The sequence below is a fragment of the Ruegeria sp. BG3 genome (genome assembly GCF_056538485.1).
In genome coordinates, this window is sequence record NZ_JBQFTE010000012.1 from 139,542 (window position 1) to 165,194 (window position 25,653).

Annotated in this window: 33 protein-coding genes; 19 read left to right on the forward strand and 14 right to left on the reverse strand. The window is 58.6% G+C overall.

The features are described from left to right. Nucleotides 1-502 precede the first annotated feature (502 nt). Genes ACR0AI_RS18870 through ACR0AI_RS18890 form a run of 5 tightly spaced genes read right to left on the reverse strand, consistent with a single transcriptional unit; the run spans nucleotide 503 to nucleotide 5,156 of the window. Complete coding sequence (locus ACR0AI_RS18870; RefSeq protein ID WP_480676320.1) at nucleotides 503-2,653, reverse strand: hypothetical protein; 2,151 nt, start codon at nucleotides 2,651-2,653, stop codon at nucleotides 503-505. Further along, a complete protein-coding gene (gene motA / locus ACR0AI_RS18875; protein WP_480676322.1) occupies nucleotides 2,650-3,519 on the reverse strand; it encodes a flagellar motor stator protein MotA in 870 nt (289 codons plus the stop codon). Before motA ends, ACR0AI_RS18870 begins: the two co-directional genes overlap by 4 nt. Before the next feature lie 45 nt (nucleotides 3,520-3,564). Further along, complete coding sequence (locus ACR0AI_RS18880) at nucleotides 3,565-4,149, reverse strand: MotE family protein (protein ID WP_480676324.1); 585 nt, start codon at nucleotides 4,147-4,149, stop codon at nucleotides 3,565-3,567. Continuing rightward, nucleotides 4,146-4,649 carry a hypothetical protein gene (locus ACR0AI_RS18885; protein ID WP_480676326.1) on the reverse strand — a complete coding sequence of 168 codons (504 nt, stop codon included), beginning with the start codon at nucleotides 4,647-4,649 and terminating at the stop codon, nucleotides 4,146-4,148. The genes ACR0AI_RS18880 and ACR0AI_RS18885 overlap by 4 nt, the downstream gene beginning before the upstream one ends. Nucleotides 4,650-4,658: 9 nt before the next feature. Further along, nucleotides 4,659-5,156 (reverse strand): flagellar basal body-associated FliL family protein, encoded by a 498-nt coding sequence (locus ACR0AI_RS18890; protein ID WP_480676328.1) that lies wholly within the window; start codon nucleotides 5,154-5,156, stop codon nucleotides 4,659-4,661. Between the two features lie 119 nt (nucleotides 5,157-5,275). On the opposite strand from ACR0AI_RS18890, the gene fliF reads away from it, so the two are divergent. From fliF to fliP, 4 genes are read left to right on the forward strand one after another with little or no spacing between them, the layout of a single operon-like run. Next, entirely contained in the window at nucleotides 5,276-6,868 is a 1,593-nt protein-coding gene (gene fliF / locus ACR0AI_RS18895; protein ID WP_480676330.1) for a flagellar basal-body MS-ring/collar protein FliF, read from the forward strand. Further along, nucleotides 6,868-7,464 (forward strand): FliH/SctL family protein, encoded by a 597-nt coding sequence (locus ACR0AI_RS18900; protein WP_480676332.1) that lies wholly within the window; start codon nucleotides 6,868-6,870, stop codon nucleotides 7,462-7,464. The genes fliF and ACR0AI_RS18900 overlap by 1 nt, the downstream gene beginning before the upstream one ends. After that, nucleotides 7,457-7,735 carry a FliM/FliN family flagellar motor switch protein gene (locus tag ACR0AI_RS18905; RefSeq protein ID WP_480676334.1) on the forward strand — a complete coding sequence of 93 codons (279 nt, stop codon included), beginning with the start codon at nucleotides 7,457-7,459 and terminating at the stop codon, nucleotides 7,733-7,735. Before ACR0AI_RS18900 ends, ACR0AI_RS18905 begins: the two co-directional genes overlap by 8 nt. After that, the gene (gene fliP / locus ACR0AI_RS18910) at nucleotides 7,735-8,466 is read left to right on the forward strand and encodes a flagellar type III secretion system pore protein FliP (RefSeq protein ID WP_480676336.1); all 732 of its coding nucleotides are present in this window, start codon (nucleotides 7,735-7,737) and stop codon (nucleotides 8,464-8,466) included. The genes ACR0AI_RS18905 and fliP overlap by 1 nt, the downstream gene beginning before the upstream one ends. Before the next feature lie 183 nt (nucleotides 8,467-8,649). Here fliP and ACR0AI_RS18915 read toward each other — a convergent pair whose 3' ends face one another. Both ACR0AI_RS18915 and ACR0AI_RS18920 read right to left on the reverse strand, forming a co-directional pair. Beyond that, nucleotides 8,650-9,258: an MlaC/ttg2D family ABC transporter substrate-binding protein gene (locus ACR0AI_RS18915; RefSeq protein ID WP_480676338.1), complete on the reverse strand. Its 609-nt coding sequence runs from the start codon at nucleotides 9,256-9,258 to the stop codon at nucleotides 8,650-8,652. Next, on the reverse strand, nucleotides 9,248-10,018 hold the full coding sequence (locus ACR0AI_RS18920; protein WP_170473255.1) for an MlaA family lipoprotein: 771 nt from the start codon (nucleotides 10,016-10,018) through the stop codon (nucleotides 9,248-9,250). The genes ACR0AI_RS18915 and ACR0AI_RS18920 overlap by 11 nt, the downstream gene beginning before the upstream one ends. Before the next feature lie 333 nt (nucleotides 10,019-10,351). Between ACR0AI_RS18920 and ACR0AI_RS18925 the strand changes: the two genes are divergently transcribed. The 4 genes from ACR0AI_RS18925 to ACR0AI_RS18940 are packed head-to-tail and all read left to right on the forward strand — an operon-like array spanning nucleotide 10,352 to nucleotide 13,094. After that, entirely contained in the window at nucleotides 10,352-10,807 is a 456-nt protein-coding gene (locus ACR0AI_RS18925) for a RidA family protein (protein ID WP_170555394.1), read from the forward strand. Further along, on the forward strand, nucleotides 10,804-11,571 hold the full coding sequence (locus ACR0AI_RS18930; RefSeq protein WP_480676340.1) for a glycerophosphodiester phosphodiesterase family protein: 768 nt from the start codon (nucleotides 10,804-10,806) through the stop codon (nucleotides 11,569-11,571). Before ACR0AI_RS18925 ends, ACR0AI_RS18930 begins: the two co-directional genes overlap by 4 nt. Nucleotides 11,572-11,616: 45 nt before the next feature. Then, on the forward strand, nucleotides 11,617-12,804 hold the full coding sequence (locus ACR0AI_RS18935; RefSeq protein ID WP_480676342.1) for a GNAT family N-acetyltransferase: 1,188 nt from the start codon (nucleotides 11,617-11,619) through the stop codon (nucleotides 12,802-12,804). After that, entirely contained in the window at nucleotides 12,801-13,094 is a 294-nt protein-coding gene (locus ACR0AI_RS18940) for a 4a-hydroxytetrahydrobiopterin dehydratase (RefSeq protein ID WP_170379422.1), read from the forward strand. Before ACR0AI_RS18935 ends, ACR0AI_RS18940 begins: the two co-directional genes overlap by 4 nt. Here the strand turns inward: ACR0AI_RS18940 and ACR0AI_RS18945 are convergent. The 4 genes from ACR0AI_RS18945 to ACR0AI_RS18960 form a co-directional block, all read right to left on the reverse strand. Further along, on the reverse strand, nucleotides 13,091-13,402 hold the full coding sequence (locus tag ACR0AI_RS18945) for a hypothetical protein (RefSeq protein ID WP_170379420.1): 312 nt from the start codon (nucleotides 13,400-13,402) through the stop codon (nucleotides 13,091-13,093). The two genes, ACR0AI_RS18940 and ACR0AI_RS18945, sit on opposite strands and share 4 nt — an antisense overlap. A 14-nt stretch (nucleotides 13,403-13,416) precedes the next feature. Beyond that, nucleotides 13,417-13,761: an EF-hand domain-containing protein gene (locus tag ACR0AI_RS18950; protein ID WP_480676344.1), complete on the reverse strand. Its 345-nt coding sequence runs from the start codon at nucleotides 13,759-13,761 to the stop codon at nucleotides 13,417-13,419. A gap of 11 nt (nucleotides 13,762-13,772) precedes the next feature. Beyond that, nucleotides 13,773-14,018 (reverse strand): hypothetical protein, encoded by a 246-nt coding sequence (locus tag ACR0AI_RS18955; protein WP_170379414.1) that lies wholly within the window; start codon nucleotides 14,016-14,018, stop codon nucleotides 13,773-13,775. A 103-nt stretch (nucleotides 14,019-14,121) separates the two neighbouring features. Continuing rightward, nucleotides 14,122-14,607, reverse strand: coding sequence for a redoxin family protein (locus ACR0AI_RS18960; protein WP_480676346.1), 486 nt, complete (start codon nucleotides 14,605-14,607; stop codon nucleotides 14,122-14,124). Nucleotides 14,608-14,706: 99 nt separating this feature from the next. On the opposite strand from ACR0AI_RS18960, the gene ACR0AI_RS18965 reads away from it, so the two are divergent. From ACR0AI_RS18965 to ACR0AI_RS18980, 4 genes are all read left to right on the forward strand, one after another. Further along, nucleotides 14,707-15,918: an NAD(P)/FAD-dependent oxidoreductase gene (locus ACR0AI_RS18965; protein WP_480676464.1), complete on the forward strand. Its 1,212-nt coding sequence runs from the start codon at nucleotides 14,707-14,709 to the stop codon at nucleotides 15,916-15,918. Beyond that, on the forward strand, nucleotides 15,915-16,481 hold the full coding sequence (gene rsmD / locus ACR0AI_RS18970; protein ID WP_480676348.1) for a 16S rRNA (guanine(966)-N(2))-methyltransferase RsmD: 567 nt from the start codon (nucleotides 15,915-15,917) through the stop codon (nucleotides 16,479-16,481). Before ACR0AI_RS18965 ends, rsmD begins: the two co-directional genes overlap by 4 nt. A 130-nt stretch (nucleotides 16,482-16,611) precedes the next feature. After that, nucleotides 16,612-16,959, forward strand: coding sequence for a hypothetical protein (locus ACR0AI_RS18975; RefSeq protein WP_480676350.1), 348 nt, complete (start codon nucleotides 16,612-16,614; stop codon nucleotides 16,957-16,959). Between the two features lie 42 nt (nucleotides 16,960-17,001). Further along, entirely contained in the window at nucleotides 17,002-17,181 is a 180-nt protein-coding gene (locus tag ACR0AI_RS18980; protein ID WP_170379405.1) for a hypothetical protein, read from the forward strand. Here ACR0AI_RS18980 and map read toward each other — a convergent pair. Then, nucleotides 17,169-17,981, reverse strand: coding sequence for a type I methionyl aminopeptidase (gene map / locus ACR0AI_RS18985; protein ID WP_480676352.1), 813 nt, complete (start codon nucleotides 17,979-17,981; stop codon nucleotides 17,169-17,171). The genes ACR0AI_RS18980 and map overlap by 13 nt on opposite strands. A gap of 190 nt (nucleotides 17,982-18,171) precedes the next feature. Between map and ACR0AI_RS18990 the strand changes: the two genes are divergently transcribed. Next, nucleotides 18,172-19,836: a tetratricopeptide repeat-containing sulfotransferase family protein gene (locus tag ACR0AI_RS18990; RefSeq protein WP_480676354.1), complete on the forward strand. Its 1,665-nt coding sequence runs from the start codon at nucleotides 18,172-18,174 to the stop codon at nucleotides 19,834-19,836. A gap of 111 nt (nucleotides 19,837-19,947) precedes the next feature. Beyond that, complete coding sequence (locus tag ACR0AI_RS18995) at nucleotides 19,948-20,313, forward strand: hypothetical protein (protein ID WP_480676356.1); 366 nt, start codon at nucleotides 19,948-19,950, stop codon at nucleotides 20,311-20,313. On the opposite strand, the gene sfsA is transcribed toward ACR0AI_RS18995, so the two are convergent. Then, nucleotides 20,310-21,017 (reverse strand): DNA/RNA nuclease SfsA, encoded by a 708-nt coding sequence (gene sfsA / locus ACR0AI_RS19000; RefSeq protein ID WP_480676358.1) that lies wholly within the window; start codon nucleotides 21,015-21,017, stop codon nucleotides 20,310-20,312. The two genes, ACR0AI_RS18995 and sfsA, sit on opposite strands and share 4 nt — an antisense overlap. A gap of 51 nt (nucleotides 21,018-21,068) precedes the next feature. Here sfsA and ACR0AI_RS19005 point away from each other — a divergent pair, with 51 nt between their 5' ends. From ACR0AI_RS19005 to ACR0AI_RS19020, 4 genes are read left to right on the forward strand one after another with little or no spacing between them, the layout of a single operon-like run. Beyond that, on the forward strand, nucleotides 21,069-21,791 hold the full coding sequence (locus ACR0AI_RS19005) for a competence/damage-inducible protein A (RefSeq protein ID WP_480676360.1): 723 nt from the start codon (nucleotides 21,069-21,071) through the stop codon (nucleotides 21,789-21,791). Then, nucleotides 21,788-22,498 carry a GNAT family N-acetyltransferase gene (locus ACR0AI_RS19010; RefSeq protein ID WP_480676362.1) on the forward strand — a complete coding sequence of 237 codons (711 nt, stop codon included), beginning with the start codon at nucleotides 21,788-21,790 and terminating at the stop codon, nucleotides 22,496-22,498. Before ACR0AI_RS19005 ends, ACR0AI_RS19010 begins: the two co-directional genes overlap by 4 nt. Nucleotides 22,499-22,514: 16 nt before the next feature. Then, the gene (locus ACR0AI_RS19015; RefSeq protein ID WP_480676364.1) at nucleotides 22,515-23,087 is read left to right on the forward strand and encodes a peroxidase-related enzyme; all 573 of its coding nucleotides are present in this window, start codon (nucleotides 22,515-22,517) and stop codon (nucleotides 23,085-23,087) included. Further along, a complete protein-coding gene (locus ACR0AI_RS19020) occupies nucleotides 23,084-23,986 on the forward strand; it encodes an OmpA family protein (protein ID WP_480676366.1) in 903 nt (300 codons plus the stop codon). The genes ACR0AI_RS19015 and ACR0AI_RS19020 overlap by 4 nt, the downstream gene beginning before the upstream one ends. Nucleotides 23,987-24,049: 63 nt before the next feature. On the opposite strand, the gene ACR0AI_RS19025 is transcribed toward ACR0AI_RS19020, so the two are convergent. After that, complete coding sequence (locus ACR0AI_RS19025; RefSeq protein WP_480676368.1) at nucleotides 24,050-24,955, reverse strand: LysR family transcriptional regulator; 906 nt, start codon at nucleotides 24,953-24,955, stop codon at nucleotides 24,050-24,052. A 227-nt stretch (nucleotides 24,956-25,182) separates the two neighbouring features. Here ACR0AI_RS19025 and ACR0AI_RS19030 point away from each other — a divergent pair, with 227 nt between their 5' ends. Continuing rightward, a complete protein-coding gene (locus ACR0AI_RS19030) occupies nucleotides 25,183-25,623 on the forward strand; it encodes a DUF4399 domain-containing protein (RefSeq protein ID WP_480676370.1) in 441 nt (146 codons plus the stop codon). The last annotated feature ends 30 nt before the right edge of the window (nucleotides 25,624-25,653 follow it).

Sequence of the window (25,653 nt, forward strand, 5' to 3'; positions counted from 1 at the left end):
GATCTGGAGTCTTGTCTTCTCCGAGTATCGCTATGGGGTGCAATCGCGTTTTTCGTGGGTTTCGCAGACCACCGATGTTCATTCTTTTGCAGAACTACTAAGCGCGCCTGAGACCCATTTCCCAAATCGCACAGGATTGAGGCTCAGGATTCAAACCCAGTAATGTTGGTCACGGCGAGAGCGACGGATTAGAGACAAACACGCTTGGACATGGACCTTTACATCGTTTTCCAAGCCGTGAACCATGCACAGGCTCGGAAAGCAAATTGTCTTGTGCCGAGGCGCTTTTGGGAAAGCTTTGTTATCGGAACCTCTCAGCAAGTCGCCAACTTCCTTGGTCGGCGGCGTATAGTTGGTCATGTTTCTTTGTGGCAAACGGTCGAAGGAACGCGCGAAGTCCTGTCAGAATTTTCATCAAGGTATTTATCCAGCGTGGCACTAAGGGGAACTAAGCTATTAGAGTGAAAACAAATTTATCGGAATCTGCGCTAGACCTTTGGTGTCATTGGTTGGGATCCGCCCCCTCATCGGGCGCGCGTTCTGGATCGGAGAGTAAACCGAAAAGGTTGGCGATATGCGCTCGGGTCTCTTCACTGTCAGCCAGTAGGCTGTTGGCATCGGCCAGAGGCGCCTCAAGAAGACGACGAGGCGCTAAGGCAAGCTTGCCCGAGATTTCGGCCAGATTCGCAAATCGTCCTTCAGGTTCAATATTTTCGGGCAATCCAGCCAACCAGAAATACCGGTTCGCAACCTCGGTTTCGCCGAGGTCTCGGTTCAGCTCTGCCGTCGCGTCCAGATCACCGATCGCCGCCAATGCCTGAGCGCGCAGGGTATCGGCGGCCGCTGAGGCATCATCGGACAGTTCCAGCATCGCTTTGTGCGGTTTTTCGTCCAACAGTGCCGCGCGCGCGCGCAATCGGGCCCGTTGGGATCGGTCCGTCGTGTCATGTGTCCGATTTGCAAAGGCAGAACTTTGAGCCGCAAATCCTAAAGCGCCCAACCGATCTGACACTGCAATAGCGGCTTGCGTGGTCAAAGCCATCGAGTCGCTATCAGACATGGACAGCACCTGTTTCAGAAAGGTTACATCGTTTGACCTTTCTTCCAGCAGATGTGTGTGGCGGTTTAGAACATCCGCGCGATCATCACCCTCGGGAAGAGCTTGGATCAGGTCGTAGGCCGTATCGAACTCATTGTTCAAACTCAGCGCAACGATATGTGCGTGCTGCATCATTGGTCCGGTTTCAGATCCACGAAACTCCAACGCGTAGGCTGCGGCAAGGGCAACGTCCTGCGGGGATACCGCCCCCCGCTCTGCCCAGCGTTTCTCGATCAAGCGCGCCAAGGCCAGAGGGGCATCTGTTGCGGTTTCCGGCGTAGAAATCACCTCTTCCAAGATGGCATCGGCCACCTCAGAGTCGCCTTCGGCCTGAGCGATCTGAGCCTTGGCCACGCTGGGCTGTTCCTCCGTTTCAACGCGGTCAACGGAACGCATCACTCGACGCGCCGCCTCCAACTTATCGGCTTCGACCAGAATCGATGACAATCTTGGGCCCAAACTGCGACGCAAGTGTTGGGGGAGGCTATAAAAAGACTGCTCAATTGCGTCCAGATCGGCATCCGGGCTCAGCGTTTGCTCACCGAGTACTGACCAGAAAGTCGCATCGCTACTGCAGCGCTGAAGACCCCGAAACGGACTATCTTCTGCGGGCTCACGGTGATCCACAAGCCCGGCTATGGCTTGCACCCAGTTTTTCTCTTCGGATTGGTCTTCAACCAGCTCAAGCGTGGAGACAGCTTCCGCTCCGAACCCGAAATAAGCGTAGAGTTTCGCCAGCTTGAAGGCCTGGTCGGTGTCCACGCGGTCAAACTCCTGATACAAGCCAGAGCGCAGATCGGCGATCTGTTCGTCAAACGGGCGTGCGTCGGACCATGTGTCGAACCCCAGCCGAGCGCTGCTTATGCAGGCGGGACGTTTTTCAATTTGAGGGATATCGGGGCCCAGTAGACCTTCCAATTCGTCCACAATCGTTGAGACATTCATATTCGCTGCAAAATTCGGCAGCACGTCCGTGTTGTTCGGGGGTGTTGATGTGCGAGGTCCAATGGCGGCCAGGTCCAGGTCGAGGACCTCTCGGTCCGCACCTTGCAGCAGCCTGGCTGAGAGTTGATCTTTGAAACCCTGTTGGCTCAGCGTCAAAAGTGGCAAAGCCAAGGGTTCAGGCGGATCTTCTACTTCCAACGGCGGCAGAGACGGTGGCAGAGGGATGTTGGCTGTCAAAGGTGGAGGCAAAGTGCCCTGCGAAATGTCCACAACGATCATTGACTGTTGAAACAGAAAGGCCGTGGCCACGCAGTCGCAGCCAAATTCCAAGTCAAGCGCGGCACCTGGTTCCGATTGAGACAGGGCGGAGAGGCGGTTGGATGTCAGCCTTCCAAACACGCCTTCTGTTTGAAACAGGACGTCGTCGATTGAAACGGTCAGCCGCGCCCCGTTCTTTCGGCGCGCAAGAACCCACCCGGTGCCCGGCGGAACCTTTACGACGAGGCGGGTATGGCTGTCATGTTCCCCGGACCGGACAACCAGCGTTTCAGCAGTCGCCGAGGTTGCCACAGCGATAAGGATCGACGTGAAGAGGGCTAGGCCTTTCATGCCGCCGCCTGTTTGAGTTCTTTGAGGGCGTCCTCAAGTTCCGAGAAGCCGGGCCGGTTGTGGGTTGGTGTGTTCTGGCGGCCGACCTCGATACACATTGCGGCATTGTGGTTGTGTAGGTTTGCGACCAAAACCTCTTTGATCAGCTGGTAGAAGTGATTGTCTTCTTCCACGACGGTTTTCAGCTTGCCCGCAAAGGGCCCCACCAGACCATAGGCCAGAAACACCCCTAGAAATGTCCCGACCAGAGCTCCCCCGATCAGCTTGCCCAGAACCTCGGGTGGCTGGTCAATTGATCCCATCGTTTTGATCACGCCCAGAACGGCAGCGACAATCCCGAGGGCAGGCAAGCCGTCGGCAACGGTTTGCAGTGCGTGGCTGGAATGCATGGCGTGATGAAAATTTGCCTCCATCCGCTTTTCCAGAACTTCTTCGACCTGATGGGGGTCGTCATAGTTCAGCGCAGCCGAGCGCATCGTGTCACAGATCAGGTCCACGGCTTCTTTGTCGGACTGGATTTTCGGGTAGGCGGAAAACAGCCTCGAGTTTTCGGGGTCTTCAATGTGCTGTTCAACCTCGACCGGGTTCGCGCGTGCGATGCGGATCAAAGAGAATAGAAGGCACAGAAGGTCACGGTAGTCTTCGGGTTTCCATTTCGCCCCTTTGAAGACCTTACCCATGTCTTTGATCGTGTGTTTGATCCCGCCCATATCGTTGCTGATCAGAAAGGCGCCGACAGCGGCACCGCCGATCATCATCATCTCAAACGGCAGGGATTTCATGATAATCGTCATCTTGCCGCCAGCAGCCAGATAGCCGCCGAACACCATCACAAAGATGACGACAATTCCAACAATTCCAATCATTTGCGATCTCCGACAAGTGTCCAAATAGCTTTGAAAAGCATGCAATTATTCCTGTGGGGCATTGGCATTTCGACCCGCCATGACGACACTGATCGTATAGGCGGCTTCAGGACTTAGACCGGCCAGCACACCCGCTGCGGCATCGGCGGGCATGCGAGACAAGAAACCGGCCGCAAAGCTGGGATCCATCGTCTCGAACAGGGCGGCGGCATCTTTGGGTTTCATGTTTTGGTAGACGTCCGTCAGCCGGGTCAGGTCCGTTTCAGCGGCCTTGTTCGCCAATGCCAGTGTTTCCCGCAGGTTTTCCTCGGCTTGTTGTAGTGCAGCCAAGCGCGTGTCGATGGCCTCATGCGCAATCTCAAGAGCCTTTTCCTTTTCTTCCAAGGCTTCTTCCCGCTGTTTCAGGCGTTTTTCGCGGCGCAGAAGTTCGTTCAAAAGCACCTGCAAATCCGGAGCGGGTTTTGACATAGGCGGCTCTTCGGACTTTGTTGGCTCAACTGTCTTGGCCAATGCGGGCCCGGCTTCCAGCCCAAGGCGAATCGCGGCGGACCCGATCATCAACAGCGCAATCACCGCCAACACGCCGCCGCGGGGTCGCGCTCTGCCTTTCTGCTTGGCAGAGCGTTTCATTCCGCGGCCTCCACACCCTGCCGTTTGTGCCGGAAGAACATCAAACCTTCAGGTGCCTTGTTTGGTTGGTCAGACTTGCTCTCGTCGGCGGGTGTGTCGACCATATCCGATTCCTGAGTGTCAGGTGCCTCCTCAGGCTCGGCCTTGCCCTCAACCTCTTCGTCCGGCTCCGACGATATCTCCGGCGCGGGCGGTTCAGGCGCGGCCTTTTCTTCTGGGATGACGTCGTGCATTGAAGCCATCATCAGTTCGAGCCGCTGCGCAACCGATTGCGCGCGCTCCGTCAACTCTCTCAGCTCATCCCCGGATTGGTCCGAGGCCGCCCGCGCGCTGTCCAGCGACTTTTTCAACTCTTCCGCCTGGGTGGACAGAACCGCGACGGCCCCACCCACGCCTTGTTCCAGATCCGTGAACCGTTTCAGGCGGCGTGACAGGACACAGCAATACAGACCGGCACCCAGCGCGCCTGCGACCAGCAAAATATCTGCAATAAGCTCCAATTTCGCCTCCTAATTCAGAACAAATTCCATCACCAGAACGTCGCGCACACGACCCTCTCCGATGACGATTTCAATGCGCCGCAGCAGATGTCCCCGGATACGCACCAGCGCCAGAGAGTCCTCGAGATCCGAAACCTCCAGCGCGCGAAGGTACCCGTTCAGCACATCCATGATTCGCGGTTGCATTCTTTCCACATCACTGATGTAGGCCGAGTTAACTTCGAGCTGCGCGTGGAATTTCAGATGCCGTGACTCACCCGCATTCACCGACAGAATCACGGGCGGAAGATCGACGAATCCCACATCCGGCAGGGCCTTGGCCGGTTTGTCTTTTTCAGCATCCATCGATTCCGCCTTTTCGGGTTTAGCCCCAAAGGGCAACAGCCCGGATGTGGTCGCGGAATAGCCGCCGCCCGCCCCGACGAGGGCCAGAATCACCCCGACGATCAGACCCATTTTTCCTGATTTCTTAGGGGCTTCTGCCTTTTCTGCTGTAGCGTCAGTCATGACGTCCTCATTCATTCGATCTGAAGCTGTCATAACCCGGCAGGGACTAACCGATTGTTAAGGGCAATCGTTCAAACAAGGGATGCGCCGGGCAGAATGTCGGCGAGTCGGAGGTGAGCGTGCAGCAGATCGGAACTGTCTGGGCAAGTTTGGACAGGCGAAAGCAAATCATAGTCGTCGGCGCGGTTGCGCTGGTGTTTCTGGGGGTTCTCGGGATGTCCCGTCTTGTGACGGCGCCGTCCATGACCCTTCTTTATGCAGGGCTGGAAAGCGGAGCCGCGGGCGATATCGTGCGTGCACTCGATCAGCGCGGCGTCACATATGAGATCAGGGGCGGCTCAATCTACGTGCCCGGCTCGCAGCGGGATGAGCTGCGCATGACCCTAGCCAGCGAAGGCCTGCCTGCCAATGGCAATCGTGGCTATGAGCTGCTCGATTCGCTAAGCGGGTTTGGCACCACCTCGCAGATGTTCGATGCCGCCTATTGGCGCGCAAAAGAAGGTGAGCTGGCGCGCACCATCGTCGGTGGTCCTCATGTCAGTCAGGCGCGGGTGCATATCGCAAATGGCTCGGCCAACCCGTTTCAGCGTAGCGTTGCGCCCACGGCCTCGGTGTATCTGGTTCCATCGGGCGCGCAGATAACGGGCGATCAGGCCAAGGCGATTCGCTTTCTGGTCGCCTCTGCGGTCAGCGGGCTTGCGCCGGAAAACGTGACGGTTGTGGATTCAAGCGGCGCCGTGATTGGCGGTCATGACACGGCGGTTGCGGCTGACACGGCAGATGACAAATCCCGTCAGTTGCGCGAACGCGTGCTGCGTCTTGTCGAGGCGCGTGTGGGCACCGGAAACGCAGTGGTTGAGGTCAGTGTAGACACGGTAACCAAAACCGAATCCATCCGCGAACGCCGCTTTGATCCCAAAGGGCGAGTCGCGATCAGTACAGATGTCGAGGAACGCTCAGACAGTGCGCGCAATCAGTCCGGCGATGTGACGGTTGCCTCCAACCTGCCGGATGGTGACGGCGCGGGCGGGGACGAATCGAACTCAAACGCGACGCAGACCCGCGAGCGCGTGAACTATGAGGTCTCAGAAACGGAGCTTGAGGTTCACAACGCACCCGGAGCCATCAAGCGCCTGACAGTCGCGGTGTTGGTCAATGGCCTCCGGTCGGTAGATGAAAACGGGGCTGAGAGCTTTGAACCCCTCCCTCAGACCGAGCTTGACGCGCTTGAGGAGCTGGTGGCCTCAGCCGTTGGCTTCGATGCAGCTCGGGGCGATGTGATCACGTTGAAATCGCTTGATCTGCCGGTGGTAGAGCCGCAGGGAACGCTGGTTTCGTCCTCCCTGTGGCAGAATATTCATCTGGACGCGATGTCTCTGATCCAGATGGCGGTGCTTGCACTTGTTTCGCTGGTTCTGGCCTTGTTCGTCATTCGCCCCATCCTGATGAAACCAGCGACAGCCCCCGCGTTGTTGCCTGCGGGTGGTGGTGACGCACAGGATGCGCAGGTTCTGGTCGGTGAGATCGCGCCAGATGAGTCGGCCGAGTTCACGGCTCTGCCAGGACAAGCGCAGTCGGCCGGCGTGCCGGCGCTTGGGTCGGACAGCAACGCAGACCCTGTGGATCGGTTGCGGGCGATGATCGGTGACAAGCAGGAAGAAACGGTCGAGATCCTGCGCAGTTGGCTTGAAGAAGGCGAGGAGCGGGTCTGATGTCGATTGCGCACCTTCTTGAGGATTTCACAGGGCAGGTCGAAGGCGGCAAGCTGCATCTTCTGGACGAAGACGCGCTAGAGGAACAGCGCCTGGCTGCCTTCGAACAAGGTTACGGGGCCGGATGGGAAGACGCCGTTCAAGCGCAGGAGCAGAACCGGGGACAGGTCTCGGCGGAACTGGCCAAGGCGTTGGAAGATATGTCCTTTACCTATCACGAAGCGCTGACCCGCATGATCCTGTCGCTGGAGCCGATGTTCCAAAGCCTAGTGAATCTGGTGCTGCCGGATTGTATCGACCGCAGCTTTGCTCACCGCCTGTCGGAACAGTTGCAAGACATGGCACGAACCCAGATCGACCAACCCATCCAGGTACTTGTGCCCGAAGGGCGCGCAGCCGAGGTCGAAAGCTTGCTGTCATCGGATATGCCTCAGCCTCCGCGCGTAATCGAGGATTCCTCGCTGCAATCCGGACAAGCGCGGCTGCAGGTCGGTATCTCGCGGCGCGAGGTGGATTGCGTGGATCTGCTGAACTCGGTGCAGCAGGCATTTGACTCCTACATGTTTGAGGCGAAAGAGGCTTTGACCCATGACTGATACCCAACCCCAGAAAACCAACCCCTTTGGTGCGGTCCCGATCGAAGTCACAGTTTCTGTCGGCCGCGCCCGCCCGTTGATCCGGGACCTGCTGAATATGGGCGAAAATGCGGTGCTGACGCTGGACAAACGGATCGAAGACCCCGTGGACCTCTATGTCGGTGACCAACTGGTTGCCCGTGGCCTTCTGGAGGAGATGGAGGGCGATCAGGCTGGTCAACTGGCCGTACGTCTGACGGAAATCGCGGATTTACAGAACGGGATCGGCTGATGCGCCTGTGGCTTTGGCTGATTGTTGCGGTGGTGGCAATGCTGCCCTCGCTGGCTGCGGCTCAAGACGTGACCCTGTCGCTTGGGGAGGGCGGGTCCATCTCGGCCCGGACGATCCAGTTGATTTTGCTGATTACCGTTCTCAGCCTTGCGCCCGGGCTGGCGATCATGATCACCTGTTTTCCCTTCCTGATCACGGTTCTCGCGATCCTTCGACAGGGTATCGGGTTGCAGCAATCTCCGCCGAATATGCTGATCGTCAGCCTTGCGCTGTTCCTGACCTATTTCATCATGGAGCCGGTTTTTACCGAAGCCTGGACTATTGGTATTGAGCCTTTGATCCATGAAACGCTTGAGGTTGAAACGGCTCTGGAACACGCCCTGAACCCGTTCCGAGAGTTCATGGCCGCGCGACTGGATGTTGAGACGTTTCAATCCATGGCCGCTCTGCGCCCCGGAGGCGAGGGGATGGTCCTGTCTCCAGATGCTCCACTTTCAATTCTGATGCCATCCTTCATGTTGTCTGAAATCGCTCGGGCGTTTCAGATCGGGTTCCTGATTTTCCTGCCTTTTCTGATCATTGACCTGGTTGTGGCCGCCGTCTTGATGTCGATGGGCATGATGATGGTGCCGCCTGCAATCGTCTCGCTGCCGTTCAAGCTGGCGTTTTTCGTGATCGCAGATGGATGGGCTTTGATCGCCAGCGCTTTGGTCCGAAGTTACATGCCCTAGAGGGTCCGCGGGCTGGGCGTGGAGCGGGGTACAAGCTTAGTTTTAGTGAGAGCTTTGGAAAGCGGCGCATCAACTTCGGCGCGTGTTAGGTCACAACGTAAAATGACTTTCTTGTGGGTATAGAAACGAAGACGCCTCCGACGCACAGAGCGCGGAGGCGTTTAGGCACACAAAAAGGCGGTGCTACCCGGTTCTGTTGAGGTCTTTGATAAGCTGGTTCAGGTTGCCTTTACGCGCATCCAGCATCGCCCCGATTTCGGTACGCTCGGTCAGCAGCAAGTTCACGCCCTCAATGAACATGTTGTAGAACTTGTCGCGACCGGATTTGTCAGAAACCAGGAAGGTTACGTCAAAGGGCGACGATCCCCGCAGCTTGACCGAGGTGCGCACTTCATAACCGGCTTTGATTCTACGCGCATTTCGCACATCCACCTGGCCGCCAATGAATTCGCGGAACCGGCGTCCGTATTTGCGCGAGATATAGCCTTGGAACGCCTTGGTGAATTGTCTCAACTGCGCCGGAGAGGCAGAACGGGCGTCCGCCCCAAGCGCATAGCGCGCCATGATCGGAACATCAGCGTATTGCACAAAAATCTTCTCGAAATCGCGCAGCATTGCCTTTTCGGATTTACCCGAGGCGATCACGCGGTTTATATCCGCGACAACACTGTTGACCAGTTGTTTGGCACCCGCCTCGGTCAGGGCCAGAGCGGGCAAAGGCAGGGCAACAATAGCTGCTCCGACCACAGAGGTTTTTAGGAAATGTCTTCGGTTCAAAGCGTTACTCAGCATAAGGGTCCTCGTAGGGGTCGAGAAGGGGATCACTAACAGGGTCGGTTCCGGCGTCGGCATATGGATCGTTATAGAGATCCAGGAAGGCGTCCTCGTCGTCGCGTGCCAATTCGAAGCGGCGGTTTTGCAGGTAGATCAGTCGGGCCTGCGCATAGCTGTCGGCACTTTCGTAGAGAATCGAGTCCACTGTATCAGAAAAACGACCCCTATCCCCCATCCGACGTACGACTTCGGCATAAACCCCCAGATTGTCCGCAGGGCGTACCGGTGTGAAGTTGATCGGGTTCGAGAATAGATTGATAACGACACCTACAGCGTCACGGGTAGTCGATGGGCCATAGAACGGCAGCTCGACATAGGCGCCTTCCCCGACACCCCAGACGTGGAGGGTTTCGCCGAAATCAGTATCTACGGGGGGCAGGTTCAGCTCATCTGCCGGAGCCGACAGGCCAAAGCCACCCACAGTCATGTTGATCACAAACCGCAGCAGCGCGTTGCCCATCTGTTTGGGGTTACCCTGCAGTAGGTAATCCACCGCCTGACCGGGCAGAGAGATGTTTTCCGCAAAGGTACTGAAGCTCGTCACCATCGGATCAGGGACGATCTTCACATAGCCTTTCGAGGCCGGGCGAAACAGAAACCTGTCGACGCCAAGGTTGAACTTGTGAATGCCCCTGTTGGCGTTTTCATAGGGGTCGAAAATCTCTCCCCGAGCAGCCTGTTCCGGGGGTTGCGTCGCACAGGCCGACAACACAGCCATAAGTGACAGAACAACAAGATGTTTGAAGCCAAATTTGCTCAACACGGTCTTAGCTACTCCAATACGGCCCGGCACGACGCTTGGGCGATCAATCAATACCTGAGTGTCCAACCGACACAAGTTGTTGTCACATAGAGGTTTCAGAGCTTGAATGAAACACATAGCGTTAAACCCGGTAATTCAACGAAGGTAAAGTGACACGACTTCAACAGTTCGAAATAGGACAGGATATGCCCACTGAGCGGGACGGCCAGAAAAATCGGATTCCGGCTTTCCCAGCCGCATCATCCCGGTTAGCGTCCGCCCGAGTCGATTTTGGGTGAGGACAATCACATGAGCATCTCGGAAAAACTGCAAAGCCTGGGCGTATCGCTGCCAGACGCACCGGCCCCGGCCGCAAACTATGTGCCTTTCGTGCGCGTGGGCAACATTATCTATGTCTCGGGTCAGATATCCAAAGCGGACGACCTGATCACCGGCAAATTGGGCGATGACATGGACGTCGACGCGGGTGCGGCGGCAGCAAAGGTCTGTGCGATCAACTTGCTGGCTCAGGTCAAAGCAGCCTGTGACGGGGATATCGAGAAACTGGTGCGGGTGATCAAGCTGACCGGTTTTGTGAACTCGACTGCTGATTTCACCGCGCAGCCGCAGGTGATCAACGGTGCTTCTGATTTCCTGGTTGAGGCGCTGGGCGAGGCGGGTCGTCATTCCCGCTCGGCGGTTAGTGCTGCATCACTGCCGCTGGGTGTTGCTGTCGAAATCGAAGGTATTTTCGAAGTCCAATGACACCTGCTCTGCCGCCCGCGTTCCTTGAGGCCCCGATCTCGCACCGGGCGCTGCATGACAAAACAAATAACCGCCCGGAAAACAGCCGGGCGGCCATTCGCGCCGCGATCGAAGCCGGCTACGGGATCGAGATTGACCTGCAGCGGACCTCGGACAACCGTGCGATGGTGTTTCATGACTACGACATGGCGCGTCTGACCGGGCAGTCCGGCCCGATCCAGCAGATCTCGGCCGCGCGCGCGCAGGCCACGCAGCTGCTGCATGCCGAGGATGGCATTCCCACCCTCGACGATGTGCTTGAGATGGTCGCGGGCAAAGTCCCGCTCCTGATTGAGCTCAAGGATCAGGATGGAGCCATGGGCACCAATGTCGGCCCGCTTGAGGCGGACGCTGTGCGGGCGCTAGAAGGCTACGACGGTTCAGTGGCGTTGATGTCATTCAACCCCAACAGCGTGGCCGAGGTTGCCCGCCTGGCCCCGCATCTGCCGCGCGGGATCGTGACTTGTTCCTATAAGCCAAGTGTCGAGCTGCTGCCGCAATCGGTGTGTGATCACCTGCGCGACATTCCCGATTTCGACCGGGTTGGGGCCAGTTTCATCAGCCATGAGGTTCATGATCTGGACCGTCCGCGCGTGGCCGAGTTGAAAGCGCGTGGTGTGCCGATCCTGTGTTGGACGGTAAAGTCGCCTGAACAAGAGGCAGAGGCCCGCGCCGTTGCCGACAATGTGACCTTTGAGGGGTATCTGGCCAAGCATCCGGGTTGAACCTGTCGCACCTCGTCACAGATAAAGACCAGACGCGGAGGGCACATGGATCAGGCGCAGATCGAAATTCAGGTACTTGGATCACTCTCGCAAATCTCTGCGGCCGAGTGGGATGCCTGCGCCTGCCCTGAGGCGGCGGATGGCGGGCGTCCGCTGGATCCCTTTACCACGCACCGGTTTTTGCTGGCCCTGGAAAATAGCGGCTCGGTTGGGCGGGGCACCGGGTGGCAGCCTCAATATCTGACGGCCTATCTGGATGGGATGTTGATCGCGTCGGCGCCGATGTATGCCAAATCGCACAGTCAGGGTGAGTATATCTTCGACCACAGCTGGGCCCATGCGTACGAAAACGCGGGCGGGCGGTACTATCCCAAACTACAGATTGCGGCCCCTTTCACGCCCGCCACCGGGCGGCGCTTTCTGGTGCGTCCAGGATATGAAGGGATTGGGATGTCCGCGCTGGTGCAAGGCGCTGTGCAACTGGCGGCAGACAATCAGGTCTCGTCGCTTCACGCGACCTTCTGTACCGAAGACGAGGCGCTGGCGGGTGAGCAGATGGGCCTTATGCTGCGCAGTTCTCAGCAGTTTCATTGGCTGAATGACGACTACGCGGATTTCGACGGCTTTCTAGCCGCGCTGTCCTCACGCAAGCGCAAGAACATCCGCAAGGAGCGTGCTCAGGCCAACGCATTCGGTGGTGAGATCCGCACCCTGACCGGCGATGACCTCCGGCCCGAGCATTGGGATGCCTTCTGGCGGTTCTATCAGGACACCGGCGCGCGCAAGTGGGGATCACCTTACCTGACGCGCCAGTTCTTCGATATCGCGCAGGAGACGATGACCGCTGATATGGCTTTGGTGCTGGCAGAACGCGATGGGTATCCCATCGCGGGGGCGCTGAATTTCATCGGGCGTGAGACGCTCTATGGTCGCTACTGGGGTTGCGTGGAACATCATGCCTGCCTGCATTTCGAGCTGTGCTATTATAGGGCCATCGACTTTGCCATCGCGCATGGCATGCAAAGGGTCGAAGCCGGAGCGCAAGGCGAACACAAGCTCGCACGTGGCTACCTGCCAACACGCACGCATAGCCTTCATTGGATTGCCGATCCGGGATTCGCCGATGCCGTCAAAAAATATCTGGACGCTGAAGGCCGCGCGGTGGGAGAAGAGATTGAGATTCTGACGGATTACGGTCCGTTCAGAAAATCGAACCCGGAGGAACAGCAATGACCGAGCTTTTGTCGACCGAGACCCGTGGCCCCCTTCTTGATCCGCTGTTCAACAATGGCTGGACGATGGTTGAGGGCCGGGATGCGATCACCAAAACGTTCATCTTTGACAATTTCGTCGCCGCCTTTGGATGGATGACTCAAGTGGCGATCTGGGCCGAAAAATGGAACCACCACCCAGAATGGTCCAACGTTTACCGCACGGTCGAGGTCGTGCTGTCCACCCATGACGTCGGCGGGTTGTCTTCGCTGGATGCGAAACTGGCGCGCAAGATGGACGGACTGGTCTAGTCGCGATCCTGTCCGGACCCGATGCCGCCAGCCAAGGATGCCGTGATCGCCATCTGGCGGAATTCATCCGGCGTGACCGTGCCACTACTGACGTCGATATTGCCAGGAATGCGGGTCGTTTTGTTTCCGATAGACCGGACACTGCGCGCCGCTGGGTTGATGTCCAGACACCGCCTCTCATAGCAGGTCAGCCCGCTGGTGTTGATCTGAATCCGGGCCTGCCCGTCGGGACCGGTCACAACCGGGGCCTGCGGTACGTCACAAGCCGCCAATACGGCCAGCGCGCCGATCCAGATCCATCTGTTCATCTCACCCTCCGGGGTTAGTCCAACCGGCCGTTTCCATCCTTGTCCGCAGAGTCGAAATCGTCGCTCATCTGCGCATCGTATTCCGCTCTTGAGATAAGGCTGTCGCCGTTCCGGTCAACGTCCTGAAATTGCTTTATGTCCAGGAAGGGTTTGGCCTCGGACAGGCCGAGTGTGCCGTTCTTGTCTTCGTCCATCGCCTGAAAGGCGTAGTCTGAAAAGGCATTGAACTCGTCCTTGGACAGAAAGCCATCGTTGTTCGAGTCGATGGCTGTCAGCTCTTTTTCATTCAACTCTGCCACGTCGTCCGCAGCTGCGGCACTGGCTATCACAAGCGCGGCGATACAGATTATTCTTTTCATAGCTGTCCCCCTCAACATGCGAATCTTGCGCCACTGATACTTCCGGTAGCCGCACCTGCACCCGTCAGAATGGACTTGCCTGAACCGCCTCCGAACTGATTGCCGATTGCGCCTCCGATCAGCGCGCCACCCAAGGTACCGCTCAGGCAGGCGATTTCATGTTGCCGTGCCGCTTGTTGCTGTGGTGTTGGGGCCGGGCCGCAAGCTGCAAGAAGGCCTGCGCCGCCCAGAATGAGTGAAATGGCTTTGAGATACATAAACATACTCCCCAGCTATGTGCCTTTGATAATCGCACACTGGGGCGTTGTATCAAGTTAAATAGGGTTAGGACGGCCCCGGTTTAGCCGGGGCCAAACAAGGTCAGATTACTTCGAGCAAGCCTTCACCGGCTGAAATCTCGCAAGCGCCGGGGCTTTCTTCCAGGTTTAGCGCAGTGACCTTGCCATCTTCGACCAGCATCGCGTAACGCTGCGAACGCGCCAGCAGCCCGGCTGGTGGGGCGTCGAAATCCATACCGATGGCCTTTGTGAACTCAGACGCGGCGTCGCCCAGCAGGGTCAGGCCGGCCTCGGTTGCGCCGGTCGCTTCGCCCCAGGCTTTCATCACGAAGGGGTCGTTGACGGAGATGCAGATGATCTCATCCACGCCCTTGGCTGCGAACTGATCCTTGGTGCGCATAAAGCTGGGCACATGTGCCGAATGACAGGTCGGTGTGAACGCGCCGGGAACAGCAAAGATCACCACTTTGCGGCCCGCGGTTTTGTCGGAAATCCGAACCTCTTCGGGGCCTTCCGCACCCATTTGGGTCAGTGTGGCGTCGGGCAGCATCTCACCTGTTGTAATCATTTATCAGCTCCTGTCGTTTGGATTTGCAGAGTCGGGCTATGCCGCAATATAGGTGGTCGGACAAAAGTAACCATGAGAATTCGACAGGGTGTGATGAACATGAGCCATATTGTCGTGATCGGCGCTGGGCAAGCCGGATCGTCGCTTGTTGCGAAACTGCGCAAGGATGGGTTTGAAGGGGATATCACCCTGATCGGGGCCGAGCCGCACCTGCCCTACCAGCGCCCGCCTTTGTCCAAGGCTTATCTGTTGGGCGAGATGGAGCTGGAGCGCCTGTTTCTGCGCCCCGAGAGCTTCTATGCCGACAACAACATCACCCTGCGTTTGGGGCAGCGCGTTAGTGCAATTGACCCCAAGGCCAAGACTGTGACCCTGGGGGATGCAGTCATCTCATATGATGAATTGGCGCTGACCACCGGGTCGGACCCGCGCTATCTGCCTGCCTCTATCGGCGGTGATCTTCAGGGCGTTCATGTGGTACGTGATCTGGCTCATATCGACGAGATGGAGCCTCGGGTCACCGAGGGCGCGCGGGCACTGATCGTAGGCGGTGGCTATATCGGGCTTGAGGCCGCAGCCGTGTGTGCCAAGCGCGGGGTCAAGGTGACACTGGTAGAAATGGCCGAGCGTATCCTGCAACGCGTCGCCGCCAAGGAAACCAGCGACTATTTCCGCGCGCTACATACGGGTCACGGCGCGGACATCCGCGAGGGCGTGGGCCTTGATCGTCTGATCGGTGAAAACGGCAAGGTCGTCGGCGCAGTTCTGACGGATGGAACCGAAATCGAGGTTGATTTTGTGGTCGTCGGCGTTGGCATCGCGCCGTCCAGCCAACTGGCCGAGATGGCTGGTCTTGAACTGGACAACGGCATCAAAACCGACACCCATGGCCGCACCTCTGATCCGTCGATCTGGGCGGCGGGGGATTGCGCCTCTTTCCCACATGGCGAGGGGCGCATTCGTCTGGAAAGCGTGCCCAACGCAATCGATCAGGCTGAGATCGTGGCTCAGAACATGCTGGGGGCGGCCAAGGACTATACAGCAACGCCCTGGTTCTGGTCGGATCAGTATGACGTGAAACTGCAGATCGCAGGTCTGAATACGGGTTATGATCGGGTTGTCACCCGTCAGGGCGAAGGTCAGACCGTGTCGTTCTGGTACTACAAGGGTGACCAGCTGATTGCAGTCGACGCGATGAACGACCCGCGCGCCTATATGGTTGGCAAGCGCCTGATCGACGCGGGCAAAACCGCTGATCCTGCCGTGGTGGCCGATCCGGCTGCGGATCTGAAACCGTTGCTCAAAGCGTGAGGATCATCGCCGGAGAGTTCCGGGGTCGTGCCTTGGCCTCGGTCGGCAAAGGGGATGCGGGTGCCCATTTGCGTCCCACCACCGACCGAGTGCGTGAAAGCCTGTTCAACGTCCTGAGCCATCAGATCGATTTTGACGGTCTGCGTGTATTGGACCTGTTCGCAGGCACTGGCGCGCTGGGGCTTGAGGCGCTGTCGCGCGGGGCTGACTACGTCACCTTTGTGGATGACGGGCGTGTCGCGCAGGGCCTGATCCGCAAGAATATCGACCTGACCCGCAGCACAGATCGGGCCGATCTGATCCGCCGGGATGCGACGCGTTTGGGTGAAAACCCCAATGCGCCGTACGACCTGATCTTTCTGGACCCGCCTTACGGCAAGTCTCTGGGCCAAAAAGCGCTGGCCAAGGCGTCCGAGGCAGGATGGATCGCTGAGGGGGCGTTTATCGTGTGGGAAGAAAACGCCCCGATGCAGACACCGGATGGATTCCAGTTGTTGGACAGTCGAAAATACGGCGACACGCATATCTCACTGATGCTTCAATCAATTGATCATGTGGGTTGATCCTGACCGTCCTAATTCGTTTTAAAATTGAATGCGGGCGGCCAGCAATTTGACGCATCTCCGCCAAAATTGCGGCCAATTTCGCATCTACGCGCCGTGGAAACGCGGAACAACCCTTAAAGGACTCTCTATGCTTCTCAGAGCTGCCCTGACCTCGGCCATCGTGCTGGGCTCCTCCCCTGTTGTTGCAGGGCAAACAAAACTCGATGCGAATGAATTTACGGCCAATTGCACCTCGTCTGTGGATCAATCAAGCGTGACGTTGGCCCGTTCGGGCGGGTCCAACAAAGGGCACATCACTGTCGGAGATCTGCAGGGTGAGGCGGACATCCTGCCGGGTTTGGACAACCTGACGTTTTTGCTGATTCAGGATGGTCAGGTCGTCAACTTTGCCGTTGATCTTGTAAGTCTCGAATATGACATGATGATCAAAGGCACTTCGCAGCGTTTTGACAGAGGCAGCTGTACGCCATCGTGATCCGGTTTTGAGGCGCGGGCCGGTTTGTGCTAGGCTTCTGGCATGGACCGCGCCCTACCGCCCTTGTTCTGGGGTTTAGCTCAGGACACTGACACAGAAACCGGCCCGCCGCGCAAACCTGCACGCGCGCCGGTGTTCATCCACGACGCGATCACGCCGTGGGGGGCTGAGACGATGCTGCTGAAAGTGCTACGGGATCAGGCTGCCGATCACGAAGAATAGGTCGGATGGAAGGTGCCGCCGGGTGACAGGGTAAAGATTTCGACCCCATCTGCGGTTACACCGACCGAATGTTCGAACTGTGCCGAGAGCGACTTGTCGCGGGTCACAGCTGTCCAGTCATCGGCGAGAGTCTTGGTCTCAGGGCGGCCCAGGTTGACCATCGGTTCGATGGTGAAGAACATTCCCTCTTCCAGAACGGAACCGGTGCCGGGGCGGCCATAGTGCAGCACGTTTGGCGGCGCGTGGAACACCCGGCCAAGCCCGTGGCCACAGAAATCGCGGACAACGCTCATGCGGTGCGCTTCGACATAGGATTGGATCGCATGGCCGATATCGCCGAACGTGTTGCCCGGTTTGACCATCTCGATGCCTTTGAACAGGGCATCATGGGTGACCTGAATCAGACGCTCCGCCTTACGTGGCAGTTTGCCTGCGACATACATCCGCGAGGTGTCGCCGAACCAGCCGTCCACGATGACGGTGACGTCGATGTTCAGGATATCCCCGTCCTTTAGCTTTTTCTCACCGGGAATGCCGTGGCAAACCACGTGGTTCACGCTGATACAGCTGGCGTGCTGGTAGCCTTTGTAGCCAATCGTCGCCGAAGTCGCTCCTGCGTCCTCGACTATCTGGGTGATGATCCCGTCGATCGCACCGGTGGTTTGGCCGGGGAAGACATGTTGCGCGATGTCATCCAGTATCCGCGCAGCCAAAGCCCCTGCCGCATGCATGCCGGCAAAGTCAGCTTGTTCGTAAATGCGGATACCGTCCTTGGTCAGGCGGCCACGGTGTTCTTTCATGGATGCGAGGCTCCAAATGTTTCGCGCAGTGCTCTATTTACGCTGCTTGTGCAGAAAGTTCCAGAGGGTGCAGCGTCGCAGCCTGTATCTAGGATGGTTGACGATCCGATCACAGGTGGACGCGTACAGCGATATAAACTAGCACGGGTAAGATAGTTCTCGGGCGTTAAAATAGAAGAAGGGCAGTCAGATGCAGAAAGCCGACCAGCTGAGGGCCGAGATTGCCACCATTAGTGAAATGCTCAAGACCGGGCGCGCGGACAGGGCGCTGAAGCGTGCAGTCAAGGCCGGGAAGAAATGGCCCAAAATGCCCGCGTTTCCGCAGATGGCTGGTCTTGCATGCATTCACCAGGGGGAATTCAAACAGGCACAGACCCATCTGGAGCGCGCTTGGAAGATGGAGCCGGAGAACCCCGACCTGATCCAGAATTTCGGGCTGAGCCTTGTTCAGGGCGGCGATGCCGGCAAGGCGCTAACCCTGATGAATAAAGTTGGGGCCAAGGCCCCTCTGACCCCACCGCAACGTTATGTGCGCGCCATGGCCCTGTTGCAGGAGCGTCAACTGAGCGAGGCGTTGGTAGATGTTGATGAGGTTCTGCGCCATCAAAACGGCAATCTGCAGGCCCATTGCCTGAAGGCCGATATTCTGGATGAGATGCACCAGTGGGATCAGGCCATCGACGTCCTGTTGGCCGTGGCCGAGAAGCACCCGAAATTCCACTACGGTCAGCTGCGACTGGCCAAGGGTCTCGTCGGTTTGGGGCGTATGTCTGAGGCTCTAACCCATGGCCGCGCCGCCTTTGCGCTGGCGCCCGAGGATCCCGAAACGCTGGAGTTCGCTGCAACTCTGCCGAACCTGTCGGCTGAGGATAGGGCGGAATTGCAGGCTCTGACCTCTAAACTGCTTGAGGCGGGCAACGCCAATCGGGAAGCCGCAGCCACTGTGCATTTCGCCGCCGCGAGCCTTGCGAAACAGGATGGCGATACCGCGACCGAGATGCTTCAGCTGCGCAAGGCGCATGATCAGTTGCAGCATGGGTTCAAAAGCTGGGAAACCCGGGCCGAGAAAGCCTGCCGCCAGCGTCTGAGCACGCCTCTGCCCGCCCCTGCATCAGCGCCGCGCACCGATATCCCGCGGCCAGTGTTTGTGGTCGGCTTACCACGCTCCGGCACAACTCTGATCGAGAGGATTCTGGCCTCACACTCCGCCGTTCAGGGGCTGGGAGAGCTGGCAGGCGTGCATCACTGGGCCCGCAAGGCCGAAAGCCAGTCGGGTGCTGGAAGTGACGCACAGGAGCTGGCCGATTACTACGCGGATAATTTGCCCCAGACGGCGGAAGGAACGCGCGCCTTTGTCGACAAGGCTCCGGGTAACTACGCGTTTCTGGGGCCGATTGCGCAGGCCTTTCCGAACGCTGTGATCCTGAATGTCATGCGCGATCCGCGCGATGTGGCGCTGTCGATGTGGCGCACGCATTTCGGAGCGGGTGGCCTGTACTACACGCATGATCTGAGCTGGATGGCAGCCGAGGCAAACCGCTATCGCCGTTATATTCAGCACTGGCATGCCGTGCTTCCGGGGCGGGTCCATGACATAAGCTACGAACATCTGGTGAATAATCTGGAGGACGGCGCCAAGGAGCTGGCCCAGCTTTGCGACGTGCCTTTTGAAAAGGCGATGCTATCGCCCGACAAATCCTCGGATGCGATCAGAACGGCCAGCAACCTTCAGGCTCGTAAACCCGTCAACACCGCTTCGGTCGGGGGGTGGCAGGCTGTGGCCGATCACTTCGCACCGTTTGTGAAAGGGTTGGACGCCGATCTTTGGCCTGAAGTCTTCAATGATCAGGCCTAAACGAAACGCGTAGGGTTCAAATTCCGTTGATCATCCCGCGTGCACGTGGTCATACGCGCCGGTTTGCGCCACTGTGCCCCTGAAATTTTTTCGGTGGAAACTGGGGCTGAGATGGTCAGAGCGATTGCTGCTCTTCTGGTCGTTCTGACCTGCGGTTGCCGCGAAGAGGTAACGATGCTGACGCAGGATCAGCTTGCGGCGCTTTTGGTACTGGATCGCAAGATTGCACTGAACCGCGCGGGCGTCACCGGCACGGCACGCGTGAACGCCGACCAGAGTTTTGAAGTCGAGATCCCTCGGCTTGGCCGGGACACTGGCGTCTGGTGGTTGGAAAGTGACAGGATCTGCAGCCGCTGGGAGACGTTCCGCAAAGATCAGGACCTCTGCGCTGTGGTGGGGCAGGTAGAGGATGGCACCTATCGCGGCTATACACCCGGGTCGGGCGCTTATCTGGGAGAGTTCACGATCCTGCCTTAGCCGATAGTCCACCGCTTTGCCGCATCGACCTCGATCCCCTGTGGCGAGACGGTGGTACCGACGACCAACCGCTCAACCCCATGCGTTTGCGCTGCCTCAAAGGCCGCCGCATAGGCGGGGTCGATATCGGCCGCCAGCGTGAAGCGGTCGCAATCGGTGCGTTGCACCAGATACAGCATGATCGCGCGGTGGCCCTGCTCGGCCATGGCGGCCAGTTCATGCAGATGTTTGGTGCCGCGAGCGGTGACGCTGTCGGGGAACTCGGCAAGACCGGGCTGGCGGGAGAGGGTGACGCTTTTGACCTCGACATAGGCATCCGGCAGGCCGGGTTGGGTCAGCAGGAAATCAATGCGGCTGTTCTGGCCGTATTTCACCTCGGCCCGGAGGGTTTCATAGACGGCCAGTTCGGGGATCTCGCCACGCTCCAATGCCGCGCGCAGTGCCCGGTTAGGGACCGAAGTATCAACGCCGGTGAAATGGCCATTCTCGTGATCGACCAGCCGCCACCCATGTTTCAACTTTTTCTTCGGATCGTCATTGGGCTCCAACCAGATTTTCTCGCCCGGTTCAGCCAACCCCATCATCGAGCCCGGGTTGGCGCAATGGGCTGTCACCTTACGCCCATCCTCCAGCGTGCAATCGGCCAGAAAGCGTTTATAGCGGCGGATCAAGCGGGCGGGGACAAGGGGGGTTTCAAATCTCATGCCCCACGGCCTATACCTGCCCCAACAGCCGATCAAGAGGGGGCGCGCGCCATGGCCAATCCAACCGCTGCAATGCTTGTCATCGGGGATGAGATCCTCTCGGGCCGGACGCGCGATGCGAATATGCATTACCTTGCGGGGGAACTGACCAAGCATGGCATCGACCTGAAAGAAGTGCGTATTGTCAGCGATGACGCCCCGGCGATCGAGGCGGCGGTCAAGGCGCTGTCGGGGTCCCACGACCATGTCTTCACCAGCGGCGGCATCGGGCCGACACATGACGATATCACCGCCGATTGCATCGCCCGCGCTTTTGACACCCCAATTGACGTGCGCGACGATGCGCGCGCGCTGTTGCAGGCGCATTACGACAAGTCAGGGCTGGAGTTGAATGAGGCCCGCCTGCGTATGGCCCGCATTCCTGACGGCGCTTCATTGATCGACAATCCAGTCTCAACCGCGCCCGGATTTACCATCGAAAACGTGCATGTGATGGCCGGGGTGCCCTCGGTCTTCCAAGCCATGGTGGCCAGTGTTTTGCCGGGTCTGACGGGCGGTAGCCCGCTGTTGTCTCAGACCTTGCGGGTGGATCGGGGCGAAGGCGACATCGCTGCGACGCTGTCTGCACTGGCCGAGACGTTCTCGGACCTGTCCATCGGCTGCTATCCGTTTCAGATCAACGGGGTCTTCGGAGCCAACGTGGTGATCCGAGGCACCGAGGGTGCGCGCATCGACGCGGCCATGACCCAATTGGCAAAAGAGCTCGAGTTGTGAGCATCAACTGGCCCGACATCGTTGACGGAACATGGCCCGCTGCGCGCTATGAGGCCCTTGGCCCCTTCCGCCTGCGCGAAGGGCAGGGGGGTGGTTCGCGCGTGTCTGCCGCCAATGCGCTGGGTGACGCGACCGAGGCCGATATTCTCGCGGCCGAGGTTGCCATGCGGGTCATGGGCCAGAAACGCATCTTTTGTCTGTGGCCCGATGACCACAAGCTCGACGCTCAACTGGATGCACGTGACTATGAAGTTCTGGACCCGGTCAACATCTACGCCTGCCCGCCGGAACAGCTGACCGATCAGCCTCTGCCCCGCGTGACCGCGTTCGGCATCTGGCCACCGCTTGCAGTCATGGAGGAGATCTGGGCCAAGGGCGGTATCGGCCCTGAACGTCTGGCCGTGATGGCGCGTGCTGCGACCCCCAAGACCGCGTTCCTGTTACGGCATTCCGATCGCCCGGCGGGAACTGTGTTCATGGCCATGAAAGGCGATGTGGCCATGGTACATGCGCTTGAAATCTTGCCCGATCACCGCCGCCAGGGTCTGGGCCAATGGGCCATGCGGGCAGCAGCCTTTTGGGCGCGGGACAACGGGGCGAAAACGCTCAGCGTGATCTGTACAAAGGCCAACGACGGGGCCAATGGCCTCTACCGCGCGCTCGGGATGGAGATTGTCGGGGAATACCATTATCGTCAACGTGTCTAAGGAGTTAAGAAAGCCCGTGACCCAGACTGATCTACCCACCGCGCTGAACCTGCCCATGGCTGACCCTTTGCCGCCCGAGACGCAGAAATACTTTGATGTCTGCCTCGAAAAGCTGGGCATGGTGCCGAATGTGCTGAAAGCCTACGCTTTCGATATCGACAAGCTGAACGCCTTCACGGCTATGTATAACGACCTGATGCTGGCAGATAGCGGGCTGTCCAAGCTCGAACGTGAGATGATCGCGGTGGTCGTGTCCTCGATCAACAAGTGCTTCTACTGCCTTGTTGCTCATGGAGCAGCAGTGCGGCAGGTGTCCGGTGATCCACAATTGGGCGAGATGCTGGTGATGAACTACCGCACCGCCCCTCTGGATGCGCGGCAGCGTGCGATGTTGGATTTTGCGGCGAAGATGACCACCGCAAGCGCCGAGATTGAAGAGGCCGACCGCCAGCACCTGCGCGATCAGGGTTTCAGCGACCGGGATATCTGGGACATCGCCAATGTCACCGGGTTCTTCAACATGTCCAACCGGGTGGCCAGTGCCACCACAATGGCGCCCAACCCCGAATATCACGCGCAAGCCCGATGATCCGACGTCTCGCCCTTGTCTTTTGTCTGATGGCCGGGCCGGTTCTGGCTCAAGATCTGACCCTGCCTGCCAGCGCCCGTCAGATCAGCGAGAGGACCTCGCCGCTTGACAGCTATGAGCTGCCCACAGGGCCGGTTGCAAATGGCAAAGTCCCGTCCCGCACCGTCGAGGGTCGGGTCGAGCGGCTGACATGGCGCTTGCAGGCGGGCTCTAGCACAACGCTGCAATTGCTGGCTCCGCTACGGGATCAGCTCGTGGCGCAGGGCTTTGATATCCTATTTGAATGTGAGGCCCGGACCTGTGGCGGGTTCGATTTCCGCTTCGGGACCGAGGTGGTGCCAACACCGGATATGTATGTCGCTATTCGCGACTATCGTTTTCTATCTGCCACCAAAGGTGACGAGGCGCTCAGCCTGCTGGTCAGCCGCAACCCGCCGGACGGCTATGTGCAACTGATCCGCGTTGCGCCCATTGATGCTCCGGCTCCAACGCCTGTTGACGTTGAGCAATCCGCCAGCGGAACGGAGGACCTTTTGGACGCGTTGCAGCAGTCGGGCCATGTGATTCTGGACGATTTGCATTTCCGCACCGGCGAGGTGGCCCTGGGCGACGGCCCGTTCGCTTCATTGTCGTTGCTGGCGCAGTTCCTGGCCGACAATCCGTCAACCCGGCTTGCGTTGGTTGGTCATACTGATGATACCGGCACGTTGCAGGCCAATACAAAGGTCAGCACCGAACGGGCGCAGGCCGTGCGTGCCCGTTTGATCGACACGCATGGCGTCGCGGCGGATCGGATCGAGTCACAGGGTGTGGGATATCTTGCGCCGCTGACCTCGAACGCGACACCGGAAGGGCGCGACCTGAATCGCAGGGTTGAGGCTGTCTTGCTGGTCAACTGACGCGTCTAAACAAAAAAAGACCCGCACGAAGAACATACGGGCCGATCCAGTTCACCGGGAGAATTACCAGTCCATCGCGCCTTTTTCGGCAAAAGCGTCAACGAGGAAGTCAATGAAGGCCCGCACTTTGGGCTGAGTGAAGCGGCCTGGAGGATAGACCGCGTAGACGCCTTGCACCTCATCCGGCAGAGATGGCATTGCATCCACAACCTCACCGGTTTTTAGAGCATCGGCGTAGAGGTAGCTGGGCAGATAGGCGATCCCGAGGCCGGAGACCGCAGCATTCAGCAGCGATTGGCCGTCATTTACGCTGAGCCAACCGGCCGTACGCACCTGACGTTTCTCGCCCGACGGGGCCGTCAGGCGCCAGACATTGCCTGAGGATTGGCTGGAATAGTGCAGCAGCTTGTGTTCGTTGAGATCGTCGATCTTCTGCGGCCGTCCGTATTTCTCAATATAGCTGGGGGCCGCGACCATGCGCTTGACGGTCTCGGTCAGCTTACGGGCGCGCAGAGTGCTGTCTTCCAGCTCTCCGATGCGAACAGCGACGTCAAAGCCCTCGGAAATCAGTTCCACGTAGCGGTTGTTTAGCACCATGTTCACGGTGATGTCGGGGTAGGTGGCCAGAAAATCGGACAGCACAGGCGACAGGTGATTGACCCCGAAATCCGTCGCCACGCTGATCCGCAGCAGGCCAGAAGGGGCCGATTGCATCGCAGTGACCAGCGAATCCGCCTCACCCGCGTCGTTCAACACCCGGCGGGCGCGGTCGTAATAGGCCAACCCAATCTCGGTCGGAGAAACGCGGCGTGTGGTCCGGTTGAGCAATCGTGCCCCCAGCCGCGACTCGAGGCTGGACACGTGCTTGGAAACGGCTGATTTGGAGATACCCATCTTCTTGGCCGCATCGGTGAAGCCACCTTGGTCCACCACATTGGCAAAGGCTTCCATTTCCGTCAGTCGATCCATTCTCGTTCCCCAGGTATTGGTACTTGCAGCGACTTTGACCCTCAATCTGGGCGGAATCGGGGCAGACATGGGATAATATCAGGGTTTTGAATCGGATCGTTTGCGTATCAGAAACGCGGAAACAGTTGTTTCGCGAGGTGGTGATCACCCCACAAAAGCGCGTTTTCTGGAAAATCTTTCAGATGTGCTACGTTGAGAATGGCATTTTTGTGACGAGGGAGGAGATCATGAAAGCCTTTTTTACAGCCATTTCAGTTGCTCTGTTTGCCACAGCCGCGGGAGCGCAGGAACAAACGCCATCCGCGCCGGGTGCGCAGGTCTATTTCGCGAACCTTGCCGATGGCGACACGGTGCAATCGCCTGTCACGGTGATCTTTGGCCTCAGCGGCATGGGCGTTGCGCCTGCAGGGACCGAAGCGGACAATACCGGCCACCACCACCTGCTGATCAACCGCCCACCACTTGGTCAGGGTGAAGACGGCGCGGATGAGCTGCTCTATGGGTTGCCCGCAGATGACAACCACATGCATTTTGGCGGAGGTCAGACCGAGGTCACTCTGGATCTGCCCGCTGGTCAGCACACGCTGCAACTGGTTCTGGGCGATGCTGGACACGTGCCGCACAACCCGCCCATTGTATCCGAGGTGATTACGATTTCGGTTGAATAAGGGGCACCGCGTAACACTGCATCCCAAGGA

Excerpts from the sequence above, each read along its gene's own strand:
- ACR0AI_RS18980 (WP_170379405.1), top strand. The coding sequence starts at position 17,002 with ATGGACCGCGCCCTACCGCCCTTGTTCTGGGGTTTAGCTCAGGACACT.
- ACR0AI_RS19020 (WP_480676366.1), top strand. The coding sequence starts at position 23,084 with ATGATCCGACGTCTCGCCCTTGTCTTTTGTCTGATGGCCGGGCCGGTT.
- ACR0AI_RS18995 (WP_480676356.1), top strand. The coding sequence starts at position 19,948 with ATGGTCAGAGCGATTGCTGCTCTTCTGGTCGTTCTGACCTGCGGTTGC.
- ACR0AI_RS18890 (WP_480676328.1), bottom strand. The coding sequence starts at position 5,156 with ATGACTGACGCTACAGCAGAAAAGGCAGAAGCCCCTAAGAAATCAGGA.
- ACR0AI_RS18950 (WP_480676344.1), bottom strand. The coding sequence starts at position 13,761 with ATGAAAAGAATAATCTGTATCGCCGCGCTTGTGATAGCCAGTGCCGCA.
- ACR0AI_RS18965 (WP_480676464.1), top strand. The coding sequence starts at position 14,707 with ATGAGCCATATTGTCGTGATCGGCGCTGGGCAAGCCGGATCGTCGCTT.
- ACR0AI_RS18945 (WP_170379420.1), bottom strand. The coding sequence starts at position 13,402 with ATGAACAGATGGATCTGGATCGGCGCGCTGGCCGTATTGGCGGCTTGT.
- ACR0AI_RS18975 (WP_480676350.1), top strand. The coding sequence starts at position 16,612 with ATGCTTCTCAGAGCTGCCCTGACCTCGGCCATCGTGCTGGGCTCCTCC.
- ACR0AI_RS18870 (WP_480676320.1), bottom strand. The coding sequence starts at position 2,653 with ATGAAAGGCCTAGCCCTCTTCACGTCGATCCTTATCGCTGTGGCAACC.
- ACR0AI_RS18920 (WP_170473255.1), bottom strand. The coding sequence starts at position 10,018 with ATGGCTGTGTTGTCGGCCTGTGCGACGCAACCCCCGGAACAGGCTGCT.
- ACR0AI_RS19025 (WP_480676368.1), bottom strand. The coding sequence starts at position 24,955 with ATGGATCGACTGACGGAAATGGAAGCCTTTGCCAATGTGGTGGACCAA.
- ACR0AI_RS18905 (WP_480676334.1), top strand. The coding sequence starts at position 7,457 with ATGACTGATACCCAACCCCAGAAAACCAACCCCTTTGGTGCGGTCCCG.
- ACR0AI_RS18925 (WP_170555394.1), top strand. The coding sequence starts at position 10,352 with ATGAGCATCTCGGAAAAACTGCAAAGCCTGGGCGTATCGCTGCCAGAC.
- ACR0AI_RS18915 (WP_480676338.1), bottom strand. The coding sequence starts at position 9,258 with ATGCTGAGTAACGCTTTGAACCGAAGACATTTCCTAAAAACCTCTGTG.
- ACR0AI_RS18935 (WP_480676342.1), top strand. The coding sequence starts at position 11,617 with ATGGATCAGGCGCAGATCGAAATTCAGGTACTTGGATCACTCTCGCAA.
- fliP (WP_480676336.1), top strand. The coding sequence starts at position 7,735 with ATGCGCCTGTGGCTTTGGCTGATTGTTGCGGTGGTGGCAATGCTGCCC.
- ACR0AI_RS18900 (WP_480676332.1), top strand. The coding sequence starts at position 6,868 with ATGTCGATTGCGCACCTTCTTGAGGATTTCACAGGGCAGGTCGAAGGC.
- ACR0AI_RS18955 (WP_170379414.1), bottom strand. The coding sequence starts at position 14,018 with ATGTATCTCAAAGCCATTTCACTCATTCTGGGCGGCGCAGGCCTTCTT.
- ACR0AI_RS18880 (WP_480676324.1), bottom strand. The coding sequence starts at position 4,149 with ATGAAACGCTCTGCCAAGCAGAAAGGCAGAGCGCGACCCCGCGGCGGC.
- sfsA (WP_480676358.1), bottom strand. The coding sequence starts at position 21,017 with ATGAGATTTGAAACCCCCCTTGTCCCCGCCCGCTTGATCCGCCGCTAT.
- map (WP_480676352.1), bottom strand. The coding sequence starts at position 17,981 with ATGAAAGAACACCGTGGCCGCCTGACCAAGGACGGTATCCGCATTTAC.
- ACR0AI_RS18930 (WP_480676340.1), top strand. The coding sequence starts at position 10,804 with ATGACACCTGCTCTGCCGCCCGCGTTCCTTGAGGCCCCGATCTCGCAC.
- ACR0AI_RS18990 (WP_480676354.1), top strand. The coding sequence starts at position 18,172 with ATGCAGAAAGCCGACCAGCTGAGGGCCGAGATTGCCACCATTAGTGAA.
- ACR0AI_RS18960 (WP_480676346.1), bottom strand. The coding sequence starts at position 14,607 with ATGATTACAACAGGTGAGATGCTGCCCGACGCCACACTGACCCAAATG.
- ACR0AI_RS18940 (WP_170379422.1), top strand. The coding sequence starts at position 12,801 with ATGACCGAGCTTTTGTCGACCGAGACCCGTGGCCCCCTTCTTGATCCG.
- ACR0AI_RS19030 (WP_480676370.1), top strand. The coding sequence starts at position 25,183 with ATGAAAGCCTTTTTTACAGCCATTTCAGTTGCTCTGTTTGCCACAGCC.
- ACR0AI_RS19005 (WP_480676360.1), top strand. The coding sequence starts at position 21,069 with ATGGCCAATCCAACCGCTGCAATGCTTGTCATCGGGGATGAGATCCTC.
- motA (WP_480676322.1), bottom strand. The coding sequence starts at position 3,519 with ATGATTGGAATTGTTGGAATTGTCGTCATCTTTGTGATGGTGTTCGGC.